The sequence below is a fragment of the Blastococcus sp. TF02-09 genome (genome assembly GCF_003319105.1).
Taxonomy (GTDB): Bacteria; Actinomycetota; Actinomycetes; order Mycobacteriales; family Geodermatophilaceae; genus Blastococcus.
This window is the reverse complement of sequence record NZ_QOHH01000018.1, coordinates 1-13480: the sequence shown is the minus strand read 5'-3', so window position 1 is coordinate 13480 and position 13480 is coordinate 1. Positions and strand designations below refer to the sequence as shown.

Below are 13480 nucleotides of genomic sequence, written 5' to 3'. Positions count from 1 at the left end.
CCGGGTCAGACCTCCGCGGCGCCGTCGAGCAGCTCGACCGGGAACGGCGGCCGGTCGACGCCGGTGACGCGGGTGTTGCCCCAGGGGTCGGACTCCGTCGCCTCGGCCCACCCGCTGCCGTGCGGCGTCGTCACCTCGACGCGGGTGCGGGCGGGGAGGGCCAGGGCGATCCGCCCCGACCACACCACCGAGCCGGCCAGCGGGTCGAACCGGGCGCCGAGCACCGCACGGGCGCGACAGGGCGGCTCGCCGTCGACGAGGACGGTGACCTCGCCGTCGTAGCCCTCGGGTTCCTCGTGCTCGCTCATGGACGTCCTCCGTCGCAGGTCGGGTGCGGGTCGGTCAGCGGGTCGGGGGCAGCAGCGTGCCGAGCCCGCCGTGGGCCAGGTCGGTGAGCTGGTCGACCAGCTGCGCCGAGGGCACCGTCCGGGTCGCCGACCACCAGTGCGCGGCGAGCTGCACCATGCCCACGACGCCGTAGGCCCAGGTCAGGGCGGGGTCGGCCGGCCGGCCCGCGGCGGTGAGCCGCTCACCCATCAGCACGCCCAGCGCCTCGGCGATCTCCCGCTCGGTGGCGGCCACCAGGTCGGCCCGGCCGGAGCGCCCGGCGTGCGCGTAGGCGAACCGGTAGAGGGCGGGCTCGTCCTCGATGAGGGAGACGAAGGCGGCGATGACGGCGTGCAGCCGGGCACGGTCGTCCCCCCGGTCGGCCGCCAGCTCGCCGAGCAGCCGAGGCAGCAGGATCGCCTCGGAGATCCGCCCGAGGACGGCGTCGACCAGCTCGTCCTTGTCGCTGAAGTAGCGGTAGATCACCGTCTTGGAGACCCCGGCGCTGCGGGCGACGTCCTCGACGGCGAACTCCGGGCCGGCCAGCCGCACCGCCTCGACCGCGGCGGTCACGAGGTCCTCGCGCCGGGCCCGCCGGTGCTCCGTCCAGCGCGCACGCCGTCCGTCCGGGGGTGCGGACTCCTCGCGCGCGGACGCCGAGGGATCGTCCAGCGCGGTGGGTTGCATGTGTTTCACCGTAACAGTTACCTTTCCCAGCACGCCCCACTCGACGTTCGAGGGAGACCGCTCATGACTGCCACCCTGCCTTCCGACACGGTCGCGCACGAATCCGCCACGCGGAAGGCTCCGGTCGACCGGGAGGCGTTGTCGACGCGACTGCTCGGCTCGGCGGCGAAGAAGTCCTACGACCCGGTGGTCGACATCGACTGGGACGCGCCGATCCCCGACCACCTGTACGGGCTGTCCCCGGAGTGGTCGAGCCTCTACGGCACCGAGCTGTGGGAGGGGCTGAGCGAGGAGCAGCGGGTCACGCTGACCGTCCACGAGTACTGCTCGATCTCCGGCGTCGGCATCTGGTTCGAGTGCCTGCTCATGCAGCTCGTCCTGCGCGATGTCTACGGGGACGACCCGGCGCAGCCGCACGTGCAGTGGGCGCTGACCGAGATCGCCGACGAGTGCCGGCACTCGGTGATGTTCGCCCGCACGGCGCAGACCTTCGGCGCGCCCTCCTACCAGCCGCCGGCGCGGATCCTGCGTCTGGGCAAGGCGTTCGCGGCCAAGGGCGACGGCCCCGCCGCCTACGCGGCGATCCTGGTCGCCGAGGAGATCCTCGACATCTTCCAGCGCGACCTCATGAAGGACGAGCGGGTCCAGCCGCTGACCCGGGCGACCAGCCAGATCCACGTCGTCGAGGAGGCGCGGCACATGCGCTTCGCGCGCGAGGAGGTGGCGCGCCGCACGCCGGAGCTCTCGCGGTGGCAGCTGCGCAAGCACCGCACGATCGTCGCCGCGGTGGCAGCCATCGTGGCGGAGAACCTGGTGCAGCCGGGGGTGTACGCGTCGGTCGGGCTGGACCCGGAGAAGGCCAAGGCAGCGGCCCGGGCCAACGAGCACTACGCGGCCAAGCTGCGCGACGCCTCCACCGGCCTGGTCGACTTCCTGCGCGGCGTCGGCCTGATCGGCGACCCCTCCGAGCGCCTCTGGAAGCGCGCCCAGCTCATCTGATCCGGCCCCGCCTTCCCCCGGACTCTCGGTACCGGAAGTCCGGGCGGAGGCGTCAGCGCTGGGCGAGCTGGGTCGTGTAGAGGCAGATCGCGGCGGCCGCGGCGAGGTTGAGGCTCTCCGCGCGGCCCCGCATGGGGATGCGCACGCGGGCGTCGGCCAGCGCGGCCAGCTCGGCCGGCACCCCCCGGGCCTCGTTGCCGAACAGCCACAGCACCGGCCCGCCCAGGCCGCCGTCGGCAGCCAGCTCGTCCAGGGCACCCTCTCCCCCGCCGTCGGCGGCCAGCACGGTCCCGCCGGCGGCCTGCCAGGCGGGGAGGAACGACTCCAGCGGGACGCCTCGGACGACGTCGAGGTGGAAGACGCTGCCGGCGCTGGACCGCACGGCCTTGCCGCCGTAGGGGTCAGCCGACCCGGCGCCGAACACCACCGCGCCAGCGCCGCACGCGTCGGCGGTGCGCAGCACCGTGCCGGCGTTCCCCGGGTCGGCGAGCTCCGCGAAGGCGACGGCGAGACGCGGCAGGGTGGCCAGCACGTCGCGCGCGGGGACGTCGCGCAGGGCGCAGACGGCGACCAGCCCCTGCGGCGTGACCGTCTCCGACAGGGCCGCGGCGGCCTTCTCGGTGACCAGTCGCACGGGGACGGCGCTACCGGCCAACAGCTCGCAGTGCGCCGCGGCGGCGCTCTCGGTGGCGAACACCTCGCGGACGCCGGCGGGATCGGCGAGCGCCTCCACGACGGCCTGCCGCCCCTCGGCGAGGAACAGCCCGGCGGCGTCGCGCCCGGTGCGGCGGACGAGCTTGCGCGCCGCGACGATGCGGGCCGACCGCTCGGTCAGCAGCTCGCTCATGAACTCCTGCTCCTTCGTGGTGCGGGGCGACGGCACAGACGACGACGCCGCCGGTGCCGACCCCGGAGGGCCGGTCACCGACGGCGTCGGGTTATGTGCTGGAACGGCCTCCCTGCAGGGACCCGCGCCGAGCGTGCGAGGCGTGGGGGGCAGGGTAGTCCTTTGTCAGGCGGCCTGGGCGCCGGTGGCCTGCGGGTTCGCGGCGAGCGCAGCCCGGGCGGACTCCACCAGGCTGGCGAAGGCGGCCGGCTCGTTGACGGCCAGCTCGGCCAGGACGCGACGGTCCAGCTCGATGCCGGCGAGCTTCAGACCCTGCATGAACCGGTTGTAGGTCATGTCGTTCTGACGCGCCGCGGCGTTGATCCGGGTGATCCACAGCTTGCGGAAGTCGCCCTTGCGGACCTTGCGGTCGCGGTAGTTGTAGGTGGCCGAGTGGAGGATCTGCTCCTTGGCCTTGCGGTACAGCCGCGAGCGCTGCCCGCGGTAGCCGCTGGCCTGCTCGAGGACGGTACGGCGCTTCTTCTGGGCGTTGACCGCCCGCTTCACGCGTGCCACGGAAGTGCTCCTGTCGTTCTAAGGGTCAGTGGGAAGGGGCGCTCAGAGGCCCAAGAGCTTCTTCATCCGCGGCGCGTCGGCCGGGGACAGCACGCCGACCCCGCTCACGCGGCGCTTGCGGCTCGAGGACTTGACCTCGAACTTGTGCTGGTTGTTGGTGTGCTCGCGCACCAGCTTCCCGGAGCCGGTCACGCGCACGCGCTTGGCCGTGCCCTTGTGGGTCTTCTGCTTCGGCATGTCCCTCGTCCTCGTTCGTCTGGATGTCGGTGCCGGCGGCAGCGGTGAGCTGCCGCACGGCACCGGCCGTCTGCGGTCGTGCGGTGGAGCCGGCGCCGGCTCAGGCCTTGGCGGCCTGGTCCTCCGTCGCCGTCCCGGAGGGCGTGGCCTTCTCCTGCTTCGCGGAGCGTCGCGCAGCGTCGGTGGCCGCCTGGTTCCGGTGCGGGGCGATCACCATGACCATGTTCCGCCCGTCCTGCTTGGGGTTGGACTCGACGACGCCCAGCTCGCTGACGTCGGCGGCCAGCCGCTGGAGCAGCCGGTAGCCCATCTCCGGTCGCGACTGCTCGCGCCCGCGGAACATCACGGTGATCTTGACCTTGTCGCCGCCCTTGAGGAAGCGCTCGACGTGGCCCTTCTTGGTCTCGTAGTCGTGCGGGTCGATCTTGAGGCGCAGCCGCATCTCTTTGATGACGGTGAGCGCCTGGTTCCGCCGGGCCTCGCGGGCCTTCTGGGCGGACTCGTACTTGAACTTCCCGTAGTCCATCAGCTTGGCGACCGGCGGCCGGGCCATCGGAGCGACCTCGACGAGATCGAGCTCCGAGTCTTGGGCCAGACGCAGCGCTTCGCCGATCGACACGACGCCGACCTGCTCGCCCTCGGGTCCGACCAGACGGACCTCGGGGACGCGGATACGGTCGTTGATGCGGGGCTCGGTGATGGCCTCTCCTCTGCTCTTGCCTGGGAGGAGCCGCCCGTCCCGGCCCGGAGAGCAGTCAGGCCCCGTGAGCGTCAGCTCACGGGGCCCACTCTCCGGTGCCGCGCGCGTCGCAGGACACGTGCGGGGTGCAAAGACCGGCCAGGGCCGGTCCTCGCGATCCGGGGACCTGAGTGCCTGGACGACATCAGGTGGGAGCGGGCTCCTCTTGGATCAGCGGCCCGGGGCGGGGCCGCTGGATGGTTCGCGCGCCTCATGTAGCGGGGGGAGGCACGCCCACCTTACAGCGTCTCGCCCCCGGGAGTCATTCCCCCCTGACGTAGTTCCGACGGCCGCCCTTCAGGGACCCGCGCCGAGCCTGCGAGGGGCGGGGGGAAGGGTGGTCCTTCATCAGTTGTCATAGAGGAGCGGAGGGCGCACCGGGTCGTTCGCGCGGGCTGCGGCGTGCAGGGCGCGGAGCCCCTCCACCGCCCGCGCCGCGTACTCGCCGTCGACGGCCTGCAGACCCAGCAGCGACACCTCGTCACCGTTCTCCAGCGCGAGCGAGCCCCACGCCGACTTCCGCTCGAACCGGACCGCCCGCACCGACTGCCACGGCAGGTCGTGGCGGACCAGCAGGTTGCGCACCCGCACGCCCGAGGCGTCGGCGTCCACCCGGGACCGGCCGAGCAGCAGCACGCCCACCGCCAGGAGGATCCCCAGGCCGGCGAGCGCGGCCTGGTCGACGACGCCGTAGGCCACGACGGTGTTCGTGGTCGACGGCAGCGTCAGCACGACGACGGCGGTGACCACCAGCACGACCCCGGCCACGAGCGCGAGCAGCAGCTGCAGCCGGCGCGCCACGGCGGAGACGGTGGTGGGGACGACGGCGGCAGGAGGAACGGCGCCAGGACCGGACATGACCCCATGGTGACAGGAGGCCGGCCGCACGCGGCTGGCAGAGTGCCCGGACGTGGAGATCTCCGGCACCGCCCAGCACGAGGCCTGGCAGGCCCGCGTCCTGCCCCCGGTCGAGCAGCTGCGGGCGGATCTGTGGTCGATCCCCGTGCCGATCCCGCACAACCCGCTCCGCTACAACAGCATCTACGCCTTCGCCCTCGACGGCGGCGGCCTGGGGCTGATCGACACCGGCTGGGGCAGCGACGAGGCGTGGGCCGCGCTCACGGCGGGGCTGGCGGCCATCGGCGGGGACGTCGCCGACGTCCGCGGGGCGCTGGTCACCCACCTGCACTTCGACCACCTCGGGCTGGCCGGCCGGGTCCGCGACGCCAGCGGGGCCTGGATCGCCATGCACCCCGCCGACGCCACCGCCGTCCGCAGCCTGACGACCGACGGCGCGCAGCACGCCGTCGACACCGAGGTGGAGTTCCTCGTCGGGCTGGGCGCCGACCGCGACGAGGCGGTGTCCGACGTCGGCCCCGCCGAGAACTTCGGCGACTGGACCAGCATGGCCGTCCCGGACCGGATGCTCGAGGACGGCGAGCACGCCGACTTCCCCGGGTGGCGGCTGCGCGCCGTGCACACGCCCGGCCACACCCCCGGGCACCTCTGCTTCGCCGAGGAGGCCACCGGCCTGTTCTTCTCCGGCGACCACGTGCTCCCCCGCATCAGCCCGAACATCTCGACCAACGCCCGCGGCGGCGATCCGCTGGGCGACTACCTCGACTCGCTGGCCGCCGTCCGCGACCTGGACCCGACCGAGGTGCTCCCGGCGCACGAGTGGCGCTTCCGGGGGCTTGCCGAGCGGGTGGACTCCCTCACCGCCCACCACGAGCACCGGCTGACCGAGCTGCTCACCGCGATCGCCCAGCACCCCGGCTCCACGCCGTGGCAGCTGGCCGCACACCTGACCTGGTCGCGCCCGTGGGAGCAGTACGAGCGCAGGATGCGCATCTTCGCGGTGACCGAGACCGACGCGCACCTGCGGCTGCTGGCCGGCCGTGGCCTCGTCGTCGGCAGCGGTGGGCCGGTGCCCACCTGGACCCTGGCCGCCCGCTGACCGCGACGACGTCCGCCGCCGTCGCGGCCGGGATCAGGGCGGCCGCGCCGCGCCTGGGCGGCACGCGGCTGGTCTGCGTCGACGGGCCGGCGGGCTCGGGCAAGACGACGTTCACCGGGCGGCTGGCCGCCGCCCTCGGGGACGACGCCGAGCTGGTGCACATGGACGACCTCTACGCGGGCTGGACCCTGACCGGGGCGGTCGCCCGACTGGAGGCCGGCGTGCTGCGACCCCTCGGCGAGGGCAGGCCCGGGGCCTACCACCGCTTCGACTGGCACGCGGACCGGTTCGACGAGGTACCCGTGCCGGTCCGGCCGGCGCCGGTGCTCCTCGTCGAGGGCTGCGGAAGCGCGCCGCGCCGGCTGGACCGGTGGACGACGCTGCGCGTGTGGGTCGAGGCGCCGCCCCCGCTGCGACTGGAACGCGGGCTGGCCCGGGACGGCGCCGCCATGACCGCGCACTGGCGGCGCTGGGGAGCCACCGAGGCGGCGGAGTTCGCCCGCGAGGACACCCGGCGACGGGCCGACCTGCGCGTCGACGGGACCCGCGGTGGCGACCGGGGCGACGTCGTCCTGCTGGACCGGTGACCACGGCCGTGAGACGCCTCACTCCCGGCTGCGCCGGACACATCTGCGTAATGCCGTTGCCGCACCATGGGCCAGCACCTGCCGAGGGGGGAACGTGACCGAGCTCGACCAGGAAAAGGCGCCGGCGGAACTCCCGCTCGCGGGCTACACCGTCGCGGTGACCGCTGCCCGCCGCAAGGAGGAGCTCGGCGCCCTGCTGGACCGCCGCGGCGCCCGGGTGGTCTACGCGCCCGCCATCCGCATCGTGCCGCTGTCGGACGACACGGAGCTGGTCGCGGCCACCCGCCGGGTGCTGGAGCGGCCGGTCGACCTCGTCGTCGCCACCACCGGCGTCGGCTTCCGCGGCTGGATGGAGGCGGCCGACGCCTGGGACCTCCCGCTCGTGGAGCACCTCCGCGGGGCCCGGGTGCTGGCGCGCGGCCCGAAGGCACGCGGCGCCATCCGCGGCGGCGGGCTGGTGGACGCCTGGTCGCCGGAGTCGGAGTCCTCGGTCGAGGTGCTCTCCCACCTGCTGTCCGGCGCCGAGGGGCCGCTCGAGGGACGCCGGATCGCGATCCAGCTGCACGGCGACCCCCTGCCGGACCTCGTCGCGGGGCTGCGGGCCACCGGCGCCGAGGTGCTCACCGTGCCGGTCTACCGATGGGTGCTGCCCGAGGACGTCGCCCCGGTGCACCGCCTGGTCGCCGCCGTGGTCGCGGGCGCGGTCGACGCGGTCACCTTCACCAGCGCGCCGGCAGCCGCCAGCCTGCTCGCCGTCGCCGGGGAGCTGGGCCGCGCGGACGAGCTCGTGACCGCGCTGCGCGACCGGGTGCTGGCGGTGGCGGTCGGCGCGGTCACCGCCGGGCCGCTCGAGGCCGCGGGCATCCCGACGCGGCAACCGGAACGGGCCCGGCTCGGCGCGCTGGCCCGCGAGGTGGTCGCCCGGCTACCCGAGCGCGACCCCGTCCTCGCCCTCGGCCCGCACACGCTGCAGGTCCGCGGTCACGCCGCCGTCGTCGACGGCCGGGTGGTCGAGCTGCCGCCGGGGCCCATCGGCGTCCTGCGCGCCCTGGCCGACCGGCCCGGCACGGTCGTCTCGCGGGCCGACCTCGTCCAGCACCTGCCCGGCGGCGGGGACGAGCACGCGGTGGAGATGGCGGTCGCCCGGCTGCGCGCCGCGCTCGGGGCACCGCTGATCGGCACCGTGGTCAAGCGCGGCTACCGCCTGGCCGCCTGATCTCCACAAGACCGCGAGATCTGCACACTCGGGGCGATCAGCGTGCCGATGGCCCGAGTGTGCAGATCTCGCGCGCTCAGACCCGGTGGGCGGCTCCCGGGCGCAGGTACACGGCCCAGGTGACGACGACGCAGACGACGTAGAACGCGATGAACACGAGGTAGGCCGAGTCGCCGGTGCCCGTGCTCAGGAACGACTGCCGGAACGCCAGGTTGACCAGCACACCGCCGAAGGCCCCGACCGCGCCGGCGATGCCGATGAGGGCGCCGGACATGCGCAGCGCGTGCCGGTCGGCGGCCTCGGGATCGCCGCCGTCGGCCACCCGCTGCAGCGCCTGCGACCGGAAGATCGCCGGGATCATCTTGTAGGTCGAGCCGTTGCCCACGCCGCTGAGCACGAACAGCAGCACGAAGCCGACGACGAACAACGGCAGCGACTCCACCTGGCTCGCCGACCACACGACGCCGGCCCCCACCGCCATCGCGACGAAGGTCCAGCAGGTGATGCGCGCGCCGCCGAACCGGTCGGCCAGCGCACCGCCGACCGGGCGGATCAGCGAGCCCAGCAGCGGGCCGAGCCAGGTGAGCGAGGCCGCCGCCAGCGGGGTGGCGAAGGACTCGGTGAACTGATTCTGCAGCACCTGGCCGAACGCGAACCCGAAGCCGATGAACGAGCCGAAGGAGCCGATGTAGAGGAAGGACATGATCCAGGTGTGCGGCTCGCGGGTCGCCTCGCGCATGGCCCGCGGCTGGTTGCGCGCCGTCGTCAGGTTGTCCATGACCAGGGCCGCGCCCACGGCGGCCACGACGATGAGCGGGATGTAGACGAGCAGGATGATCCGCGGGTGCTCCGCTCCTGCCGTGGCCAGGACGAGCAGGCCGATGAGCTGGACGACGGGGACGCCGAGGTTGCCGCCGCCGGCGTTGAGCCCGAGCGCCCAGCCCTTGAGCCGGTCGGGGTAGAAGGCGTTGATGTTGGCCATCGAGCTCGCGAAGTTGCCGCCGCCGACACCGGCCAGGCAGGCGACGACCAGCAGCGTCGTGAACGAGACACCGGGCTCCAGCACGATCGCCGTGGCGATGGTGGGGATCAGCAGGAGCGCGGCGCTGACGATCGTCCAGTTGCGGCCGCCGAACTTCGCGACGGCGAAGGTGTAGGGCAGCCGGACGAAGGCGCCGAGCGCCGTCGGCAGTGCGGTCAGCAGGAACTTGCCGGCCGGGTCGATGCCGAACACCGGCTCGGGCAGGAACAGCACCAGCACCGACCACAGGCTCCAGATCGAGAAGCCGATGTGCTCGCTGAAGACCGAGAAGAAGAGGTTGCGCCGGGCGACGCGCTTGCCGGTCGACTCCCAGAACTCCGGGTCCTCCGGGCGCCAGTCGTCTATCCACCTCCCGGGACGCGCCGGGACGTCGGACTGCGGGAGCAACGCGGGGGATCGGGTGGGAGCGGCCATGCCGGAACGGTGGCCGGTGATGATTTCCCCGGCGTCGCCCCGCGGGTGTTCTCGTGTTCCGTTCCGCTCACCGGCGCTGCCCCGCTGTGGTGAGGTCCTCGCCACCGGCGTGCACGATCACCGCCCCGCCGGAGATGATCACCCGGTGACCGCCCCCGAGGAGACCGCCGAACTGCCCGGCCGCACGCTGATCGAGCAGGGCGCCCCGGTGGCCGGGTCGATGAGCCGGGCGGCGGCGACCGTCGTCTTCGAGCCGTCGGCGGCGAAGGTGACCATCAGCGCCTCCTTCGCCGCGAGCCTGCGCACCGTCGCCACGGAGGCGGCCGGCCTCCCGGCGCCCCGCGAGCAGGTGCGCGCGGGAGCGGCCCTGGCCTTCGCGGTGGAGTACGCGGCCACCCAGCACCGGGCGGGGCGCGCGGCGCGGACCGACGGCTGGTGTGATGGGCGCGCGGGCGGCCGGCCGGCGGCCGAGGACCTGGCCGAGGCGGTGGTGGCCGCGGCCCGCCGGTCGACCGACGAGCGGCGGGTGCGCCACCTGGGCTACCTGCTCGCCGAGATGTCCTGCTCGCCCGACCTGGACGCCGGGCTGGCCGGGCGCGCGCTCCGGTCCAGCGAGGGCCTGAGCTGGCGTCAGCTCGCCCTGCTGGCCGGGGTCGGCCGCCGTGACCGGGTTCCGCTGCCCATGGCACCGCTGCCGGACGCGCCCCGCCCGTGGTCGGAGTGGGGCGCCCGCGAGGACGTCGCCGACCTGCAGCGCGCCGGGCTGGTCGATCCGCCGATGAGCGCGCCCCGTCCCGCGGCCACGCTGCCCCGGCTGCGGGCCGCCGACCTGCGGCTGACCCGCAGCGGGGTGCTGGTGCACCGCCTGCTGGCCCTGGACCTGCTGCACGAGGACGCCGTCACCGAGGCCCTCGCCGCGCTGGGGCTCCCCCGCTCCTGACCTACCGGCGGCGCGCGACCAGCACGGTGTCCGGCACCGGGTTGCCCGTCCGGTGGGCCGCGTCCGGATCGCGGTCGCGGGTCTCGGTGACCACGTCGGTCCACTGCGCCGGGTCGAGCACCGCCGCGACGTCGTCGGCCGAGTAGAGGGCGCCGGGCTCGTGCGCGTGCCCGTGGCCCCACCCCTCGCCGTGCTGGTGGCCGACCACGAGCAGTGTCCCGCCCGGTGCCACCGCGGCGGCCAGCCGCCGGAACATCGCCTCCCGGTCGGTCCACGAGGAGTGCAGGTAGTGGGCGGTGACCAGGTCGAAGGCGGCCTCCGGCGGCGCCCACGTGTCCAGGTCCTCGTGCCGCCAGTCGATCCGGTCGGCCAGGCGCAGCTCGGCCGCCTTGGCCGCTCCGCGCTCCAGGGCCACCGGCGAGAAGTCGACCGCGGTCACCCGCCAGCCGCGGGAGGCGAGCCAGAGCGCGTCGCCGCCCTCCCCGGCCCCGGCGTCGAGCGCGGTACCGGGCGGCAGGTCGGTGGCCTCGCGCACGAGCTGGCCGTTGGGCCGGCCGGTCCACACCGCGGGCGCGGAGCGGTAGAGCTCGTCGTAGGAGTCGCGGGTGGTCGCGGGCTGCCGCGTCGTCCCGTGCTGGTGCTCGCTCATGCCGCCACGCTCCGCTTCCCGGCCACCGCGCGGGCGGTGTCCTCCTCGACCAGGTCCATGTTGATCATCGCGCCCGCCTTCAGCCCCTGGGCCGCGGCGACGATCACCTGGGCGCTGAGGTCGCCGGCGTTGCCGGCCACCCAGACACCGGGGACCTCCGTGCGCCCGGTGGGATCGGCCGGCAGGTAGCTGCCGACGACCGCACCGTTCACCTCCATCGGCACCGGCGTCGCCCCGAGCCCGGCCAGCAGCTCGGCGTTGGCCACCATGCGCGTCGTCACGACGACGGCGTCCCGGGCCACCAGCTCGCCGTCGGCCATCCGGACGTCGGCGCCGCCCTCCAGCCCGGCCACCCGCCCGTGCACGACCCGGACCCCGCGCGCCGTGAGTCGCTCCAGCTCGTCGGCCGTCGGCTCGGCGCCGGTGTGCACGAACAGCACCACGTCGTCGGTCCACTGCCGCCACAGCGTCGCCGCGTGCACGCCCATCGGGCCGGTGCTCACGATGCCCACCGCCCGGTCGCGCGTCTCCCAGCCGTGGCAGTAGGGGCAGTGCAGCACCGCGGTCCCCCACCGCTCGGCCACACCCGGCAGGTCGGGCAGCTCGTCGACCAGCCCGCTGGCCAGCAGCACCCGCCGGCCGTGCACCGCCTCGCCGCCGTCGAGGTCGAGCCGGAAACCGCCGTCCTCCCGGGCCAGCCCGGTCACCCGACCCGGGCGCACCGTCGCGCCGTAGCCCTCCACCTCGCTCCGGCCGAGGGCGTACAGCTCGGCCGGAGGCGTGCCCTCCCGGCCGAGGTAGTTGTGCACGTGCCCGGCGGGTGCGTTGCGGGGCACGCCCGCGTTCACCACCAGCACGCTGCGCCGGGCGCGGGCGAGGGTGAGCGCTCCGCTCAGCCCTGCCGCGCCCCCTCCGATGACCACCACGTCGTATCGCTCCGTCATGCCGACCACTGTCGAGCTTTACACCACTGACTGGCAATCACCTTTGCCGGGATGGCAAACTCGGGTCATGACCGACGACGACGTGCTGCGGGACGTGGGCCGGCGACTGCGTGCGCTCCGGACCGAGCGGGGCGCCACGCTCACCGACGTCGCCGGGACGACGGGCATCTCGGTGAGCACGCTGTCCCGGCTGGAGTCCGGCGGGCGCCGTCCGACCCTGGAGCTGCTCCTGCCGCTGGCCCGCACCTACGGCGTCTCCATCGACGACCTCGTGGACACCCCGGCGCCGGCCGATCCGCGGGTGCACGGGCGGCCGGTCGAGCGCGCGGACGGCATGACGACGGTGCCGCTGACCCGCCAGGCCGGCGGGCTGCAGGCGCACAAGATGCTGCTCCCGGGCCGGTGGCGGGTGCAGGAGACCGACCAGAAGACGCACGAGGGCTACGAGTGGCTCTACGTGCTGTCCGGCCGGATCCGGCTGCTGCTCGGTGCCCGCGACTTCGTGCTCGAGCCGGGCGAGGTGGTCGAGTTCGACACCCGGGTGCCGCACACCTTCTCCAACCCGTTCCCCGAACCGGCCGAGGCGCTGGTGCTCTTCGGTCCGCAGGGCGAGCGGATGCACGTCCGCGCCCGCCCCGCTGACCGCTGACCGCTGACCATCCTGCTTTTCCGCGGAAAAGCAGATCGCCCGGCATCATCGCCGGTATGGCGGACGACGGCGCGCGTGTGCCGGTGACCCACGAGCACCACGACCACGTGCCGGGACCCTTCTTCCACGGCACGCGGACGGTGTTCGCGATGGGCGACGAACTGGTGCCCGGCCACGGCTCCAACTTCCACGCCGGCCGGGTGTCGAACAACGTCTACTTCACCGCCGTGCTGGAGACCGCCGTGTGGGGGGCGGAGCTGGCGACGGCGCTGGCCGGCACTCCGGAGCGGGGTCACGTCTACGTCGTCGAGCCGCTGGGCTCGTTCGAGGACGACCCGAACGTGACCGACAAGCGGTTCCCGGGCAATCCCACGCAGTCCTACCGGACCCGCTCCCCGCTGCGCGTCGTCGGCGAGGTGGACGACTGGGAGGGGCACGCCCCCGAGGTGCTTCAGGGGATGCTCGACAGCCTGGCGCGGCTGCGCGAGCAGGGCCTGGACGTCATCGAGGACTGACCGACTGCTTCTCCGCGGAAAGGCCGGCTGCTTTTCCGCGGAAGAGCAGGGATGCTCCTATGGATCGTCAAGAGGTCTTGGGTGAGGTGAGCAGGTAGTAGAGCTCGCGGGCCATCAGGCGCTTGAGGCAGCGGATGATGTCTTTCTTGGAAAGTCCTTCGGCGGTGCGTCGTTGC

17 protein-coding genes are annotated in these 13480 nt (G+C 74.1%); 7 read left to right on the top strand and 10 right to left on the bottom strand.

Going from position 1 to position 13480, the window contains the following annotated elements:
* Positions 1-5: 5 nt before the first annotated feature.
* Together DQ239_RS19380 and DQ239_RS19375 are read right to left on the bottom strand one after the other, a co-directional pair.
* The gene (locus tag DQ239_RS19380; RefSeq protein WP_113836060.1) at positions 6-308 is read right to left on the bottom strand and encodes a DUF4873 domain-containing protein; all 303 of its coding nucleotides are present in this window, start codon (positions 306-308) and stop codon (positions 6-8) included.
* A 34-nt stretch (positions 309-342) separates the two neighbouring features.
* Positions 343-1014, bottom strand: coding sequence for a TetR/AcrR family transcriptional regulator (locus tag DQ239_RS19375; protein ID WP_113836059.1), 672 nt, complete (start codon positions 1012-1014; stop codon positions 343-345).
* Between the two features lie 63 nt (positions 1015-1077).
* On the opposite strand from DQ239_RS19375, the gene DQ239_RS19370 reads away from it, so the two are divergent.
* On the top strand, positions 1078-2013 hold the full coding sequence (locus DQ239_RS19370) for a diiron oxygenase (RefSeq protein ID WP_113836058.1): 936 nt from the start codon (positions 1078-1080) through the stop codon (positions 2011-2013).
* A gap of 52 nt (positions 2014-2065) precedes the next feature.
* On the opposite strand, the gene DQ239_RS19365 is transcribed toward DQ239_RS19370, so the two are convergent.
* The 5 genes from DQ239_RS19365 to DQ239_RS19345 form a co-directional block, all read right to left on the bottom strand.
* Positions 2066-2860, bottom strand: coding sequence for an RNA methyltransferase (locus DQ239_RS19365; protein ID WP_113836057.1), 795 nt, complete (start codon positions 2858-2860; stop codon positions 2066-2068).
* A gap of 165 nt (positions 2861-3025) precedes the next feature.
* On the bottom strand, positions 3026-3415 hold the full coding sequence (rplT, locus tag DQ239_RS19360) for a 50S ribosomal protein L20 (RefSeq protein WP_113836056.1): 390 nt from the start codon (positions 3413-3415) through the stop codon (positions 3026-3028).
* Positions 3416-3457: 42 nt separating this feature from the next.
* Positions 3458-3652 carry a 50S ribosomal protein L35 gene (gene rpmI / locus DQ239_RS19355; protein ID WP_113836055.1) on the bottom strand — a complete coding sequence of 65 codons (195 nt, stop codon included), beginning with the start codon at positions 3650-3652 and terminating at the stop codon, positions 3458-3460.
* Between the two features lie 100 nt (positions 3653-3752).
* Positions 3753-4337: a translation initiation factor IF-3 gene (gene infC / locus DQ239_RS19350; RefSeq protein WP_233489508.1), complete on the bottom strand. Its 585-nt coding sequence runs from the start codon at positions 4335-4337 to the stop codon at positions 3753-3755.
* 402 nt (positions 4338-4739) lie between these two features.
* Entirely contained in the window at positions 4740-5249 is a 510-nt protein-coding gene (locus DQ239_RS19345) for a PH domain-containing protein (protein ID WP_113836053.1), read from the bottom strand.
* A 52-nt stretch (positions 5250-5301) separates the two neighbouring features.
* Between DQ239_RS19345 and DQ239_RS19340 the strand changes: the two genes are divergently transcribed.
* The 3 genes from DQ239_RS19340 to DQ239_RS19330 all read left to right on the top strand — a co-directional run bounded on the left by DQ239_RS19340 (position 5302) and on the right by DQ239_RS19330 (position 8151).
* The gene (locus tag DQ239_RS19340) at positions 5302-6348 is read left to right on the top strand and encodes an MBL fold metallo-hydrolase (RefSeq protein WP_113836052.1); all 1047 of its coding nucleotides are present in this window, start codon (positions 5302-5304) and stop codon (positions 6346-6348) included.
* A gap of 161 nt (positions 6349-6509) precedes the next feature.
* The gene (locus DQ239_RS19335) at positions 6510-6935 is read left to right on the top strand and encodes a hypothetical protein (RefSeq protein ID WP_233489502.1); all 426 of its coding nucleotides are present in this window, start codon (positions 6510-6512) and stop codon (positions 6933-6935) included.
* Between the two features lie 94 nt (positions 6936-7029).
* A complete protein-coding gene (locus DQ239_RS19330) occupies positions 7030-8151 on the top strand; it encodes a uroporphyrinogen-III synthase (RefSeq protein WP_113836051.1) in 1122 nt (373 codons plus the stop codon).
* 76 nt (positions 8152-8227) lie between these two features.
* On the opposite strand, the gene DQ239_RS19325 is transcribed toward DQ239_RS19330, so the two are convergent.
* On the bottom strand, positions 8228-9607 hold the full coding sequence (locus DQ239_RS19325; protein ID WP_113836050.1) for a nitrate/nitrite transporter: 1380 nt from the start codon (positions 9605-9607) through the stop codon (positions 8228-8230).
* Between the two features lie 145 nt (positions 9608-9752).
* Between DQ239_RS19325 and DQ239_RS19320 the strand changes: the two genes are divergently transcribed.
* Positions 9753-10547, top strand: a complete 795-nt coding sequence (locus tag DQ239_RS19320; protein WP_113836049.1) for a hypothetical protein — start codon at positions 9753-9755, stop codon at positions 10545-10547.
* A 1-nt stretch (position 10548) separates the two neighbouring features.
* On the opposite strand, the gene DQ239_RS19315 is transcribed toward DQ239_RS19320, so the two are convergent.
* Positions 10549-11196, bottom strand: coding sequence for a class I SAM-dependent methyltransferase (locus DQ239_RS19315; protein WP_113836048.1), 648 nt, complete (start codon positions 11194-11196; stop codon positions 10549-10551).
* Complete coding sequence (locus tag DQ239_RS19310; protein ID WP_113836076.1) at positions 11193-12140, bottom strand: NAD(P)/FAD-dependent oxidoreductase; 948 nt, start codon at positions 12138-12140, stop codon at positions 11193-11195. Before DQ239_RS19310 ends, DQ239_RS19315 begins: the two co-directional genes overlap by 4 nt.
* A 67-nt stretch (positions 12141-12207) precedes the next feature.
* Between DQ239_RS19310 and DQ239_RS19305 the strand changes: the two genes are divergently transcribed.
* Positions 12208-12789, top strand: a complete 582-nt coding sequence (locus DQ239_RS19305; RefSeq protein ID WP_113836047.1) for an XRE family transcriptional regulator — start codon at positions 12208-12210, stop codon at positions 12787-12789.
* Positions 12790-12845: 56 nt separating this feature from the next.
* Positions 12846-13304, top strand: a complete 459-nt coding sequence (arr, locus tag DQ239_RS19300; protein ID WP_113836046.1) for an NAD(+)--rifampin ADP-ribosyltransferase — start codon at positions 12846-12848, stop codon at positions 13302-13304.
* The last annotated feature ends 176 nt before the right edge of the window (positions 13305-13480 follow it).

Bases quoted from the DNA above. Each gene is read 5' to 3' on its own strand.
- DQ239_RS19380 (WP_113836060.1), bottom strand. From the start codon at position 308: ATGAGCGAGCACGAGGAACCCGAGGGCTACGACGGCGAGGTCACCGTC.
- DQ239_RS19375 (WP_113836059.1), bottom strand. From the start codon at position 1,014: ATGCAACCCACCGCGCTGGACGATCCCTCGGCGTCCGCGCGCGAGGAG.
- DQ239_RS19370 (WP_113836058.1), top strand. From the start codon at position 1,078: ATGACTGCCACCCTGCCTTCCGACACGGTCGCGCACGAATCCGCCACG.
- DQ239_RS19365 (WP_113836057.1), bottom strand. From the start codon at position 2,860: ATGAGCGAGCTGCTGACCGAGCGGTCGGCCCGCATCGTCGCGGCGCGC.
- rpmI (WP_113836055.1), bottom strand. From the start codon at position 3,652: ATGCCGAAGCAGAAGACCCACAAGGGCACGGCCAAGCGCGTGCGCGTG.
- DQ239_RS19345 (WP_113836053.1), bottom strand. From the start codon at position 5,249: ATGTCCGGTCCTGGCGCCGTTCCTCCTGCCGCCGTCGTCCCCACCACC.
- DQ239_RS19335 (WP_233489502.1), top strand. From the start codon at position 6,510: ATGGACGACCTCTACGCGGGCTGGACCCTGACCGGGGCGGTCGCCCGA.
- DQ239_RS19325 (WP_113836050.1), bottom strand. From the start codon at position 9,607: ATGGCCGCTCCCACCCGATCCCCCGCGTTGCTCCCGCAGTCCGACGTC.
- DQ239_RS19315 (WP_113836048.1), bottom strand. From the start codon at position 11,196: ATGAGCGAGCACCAGCACGGGACGACGCGGCAGCCCGCGACCACCCGC.
- DQ239_RS19310 (WP_113836076.1), bottom strand. From the start codon at position 12,140: ATGACGGAGCGATACGACGTGGTGGTCATCGGAGGGGGCGCGGCAGGG.
- DQ239_RS19305 (WP_113836047.1), top strand. From the start codon at position 12,208: ATGACCGACGACGACGTGCTGCGGGACGTGGGCCGGCGACTGCGTGCG.
- arr (WP_113836046.1), top strand. From the start codon at position 12,846: ATGGCGGACGACGGCGCGCGTGTGCCGGTGACCCACGAGCACCACGAC.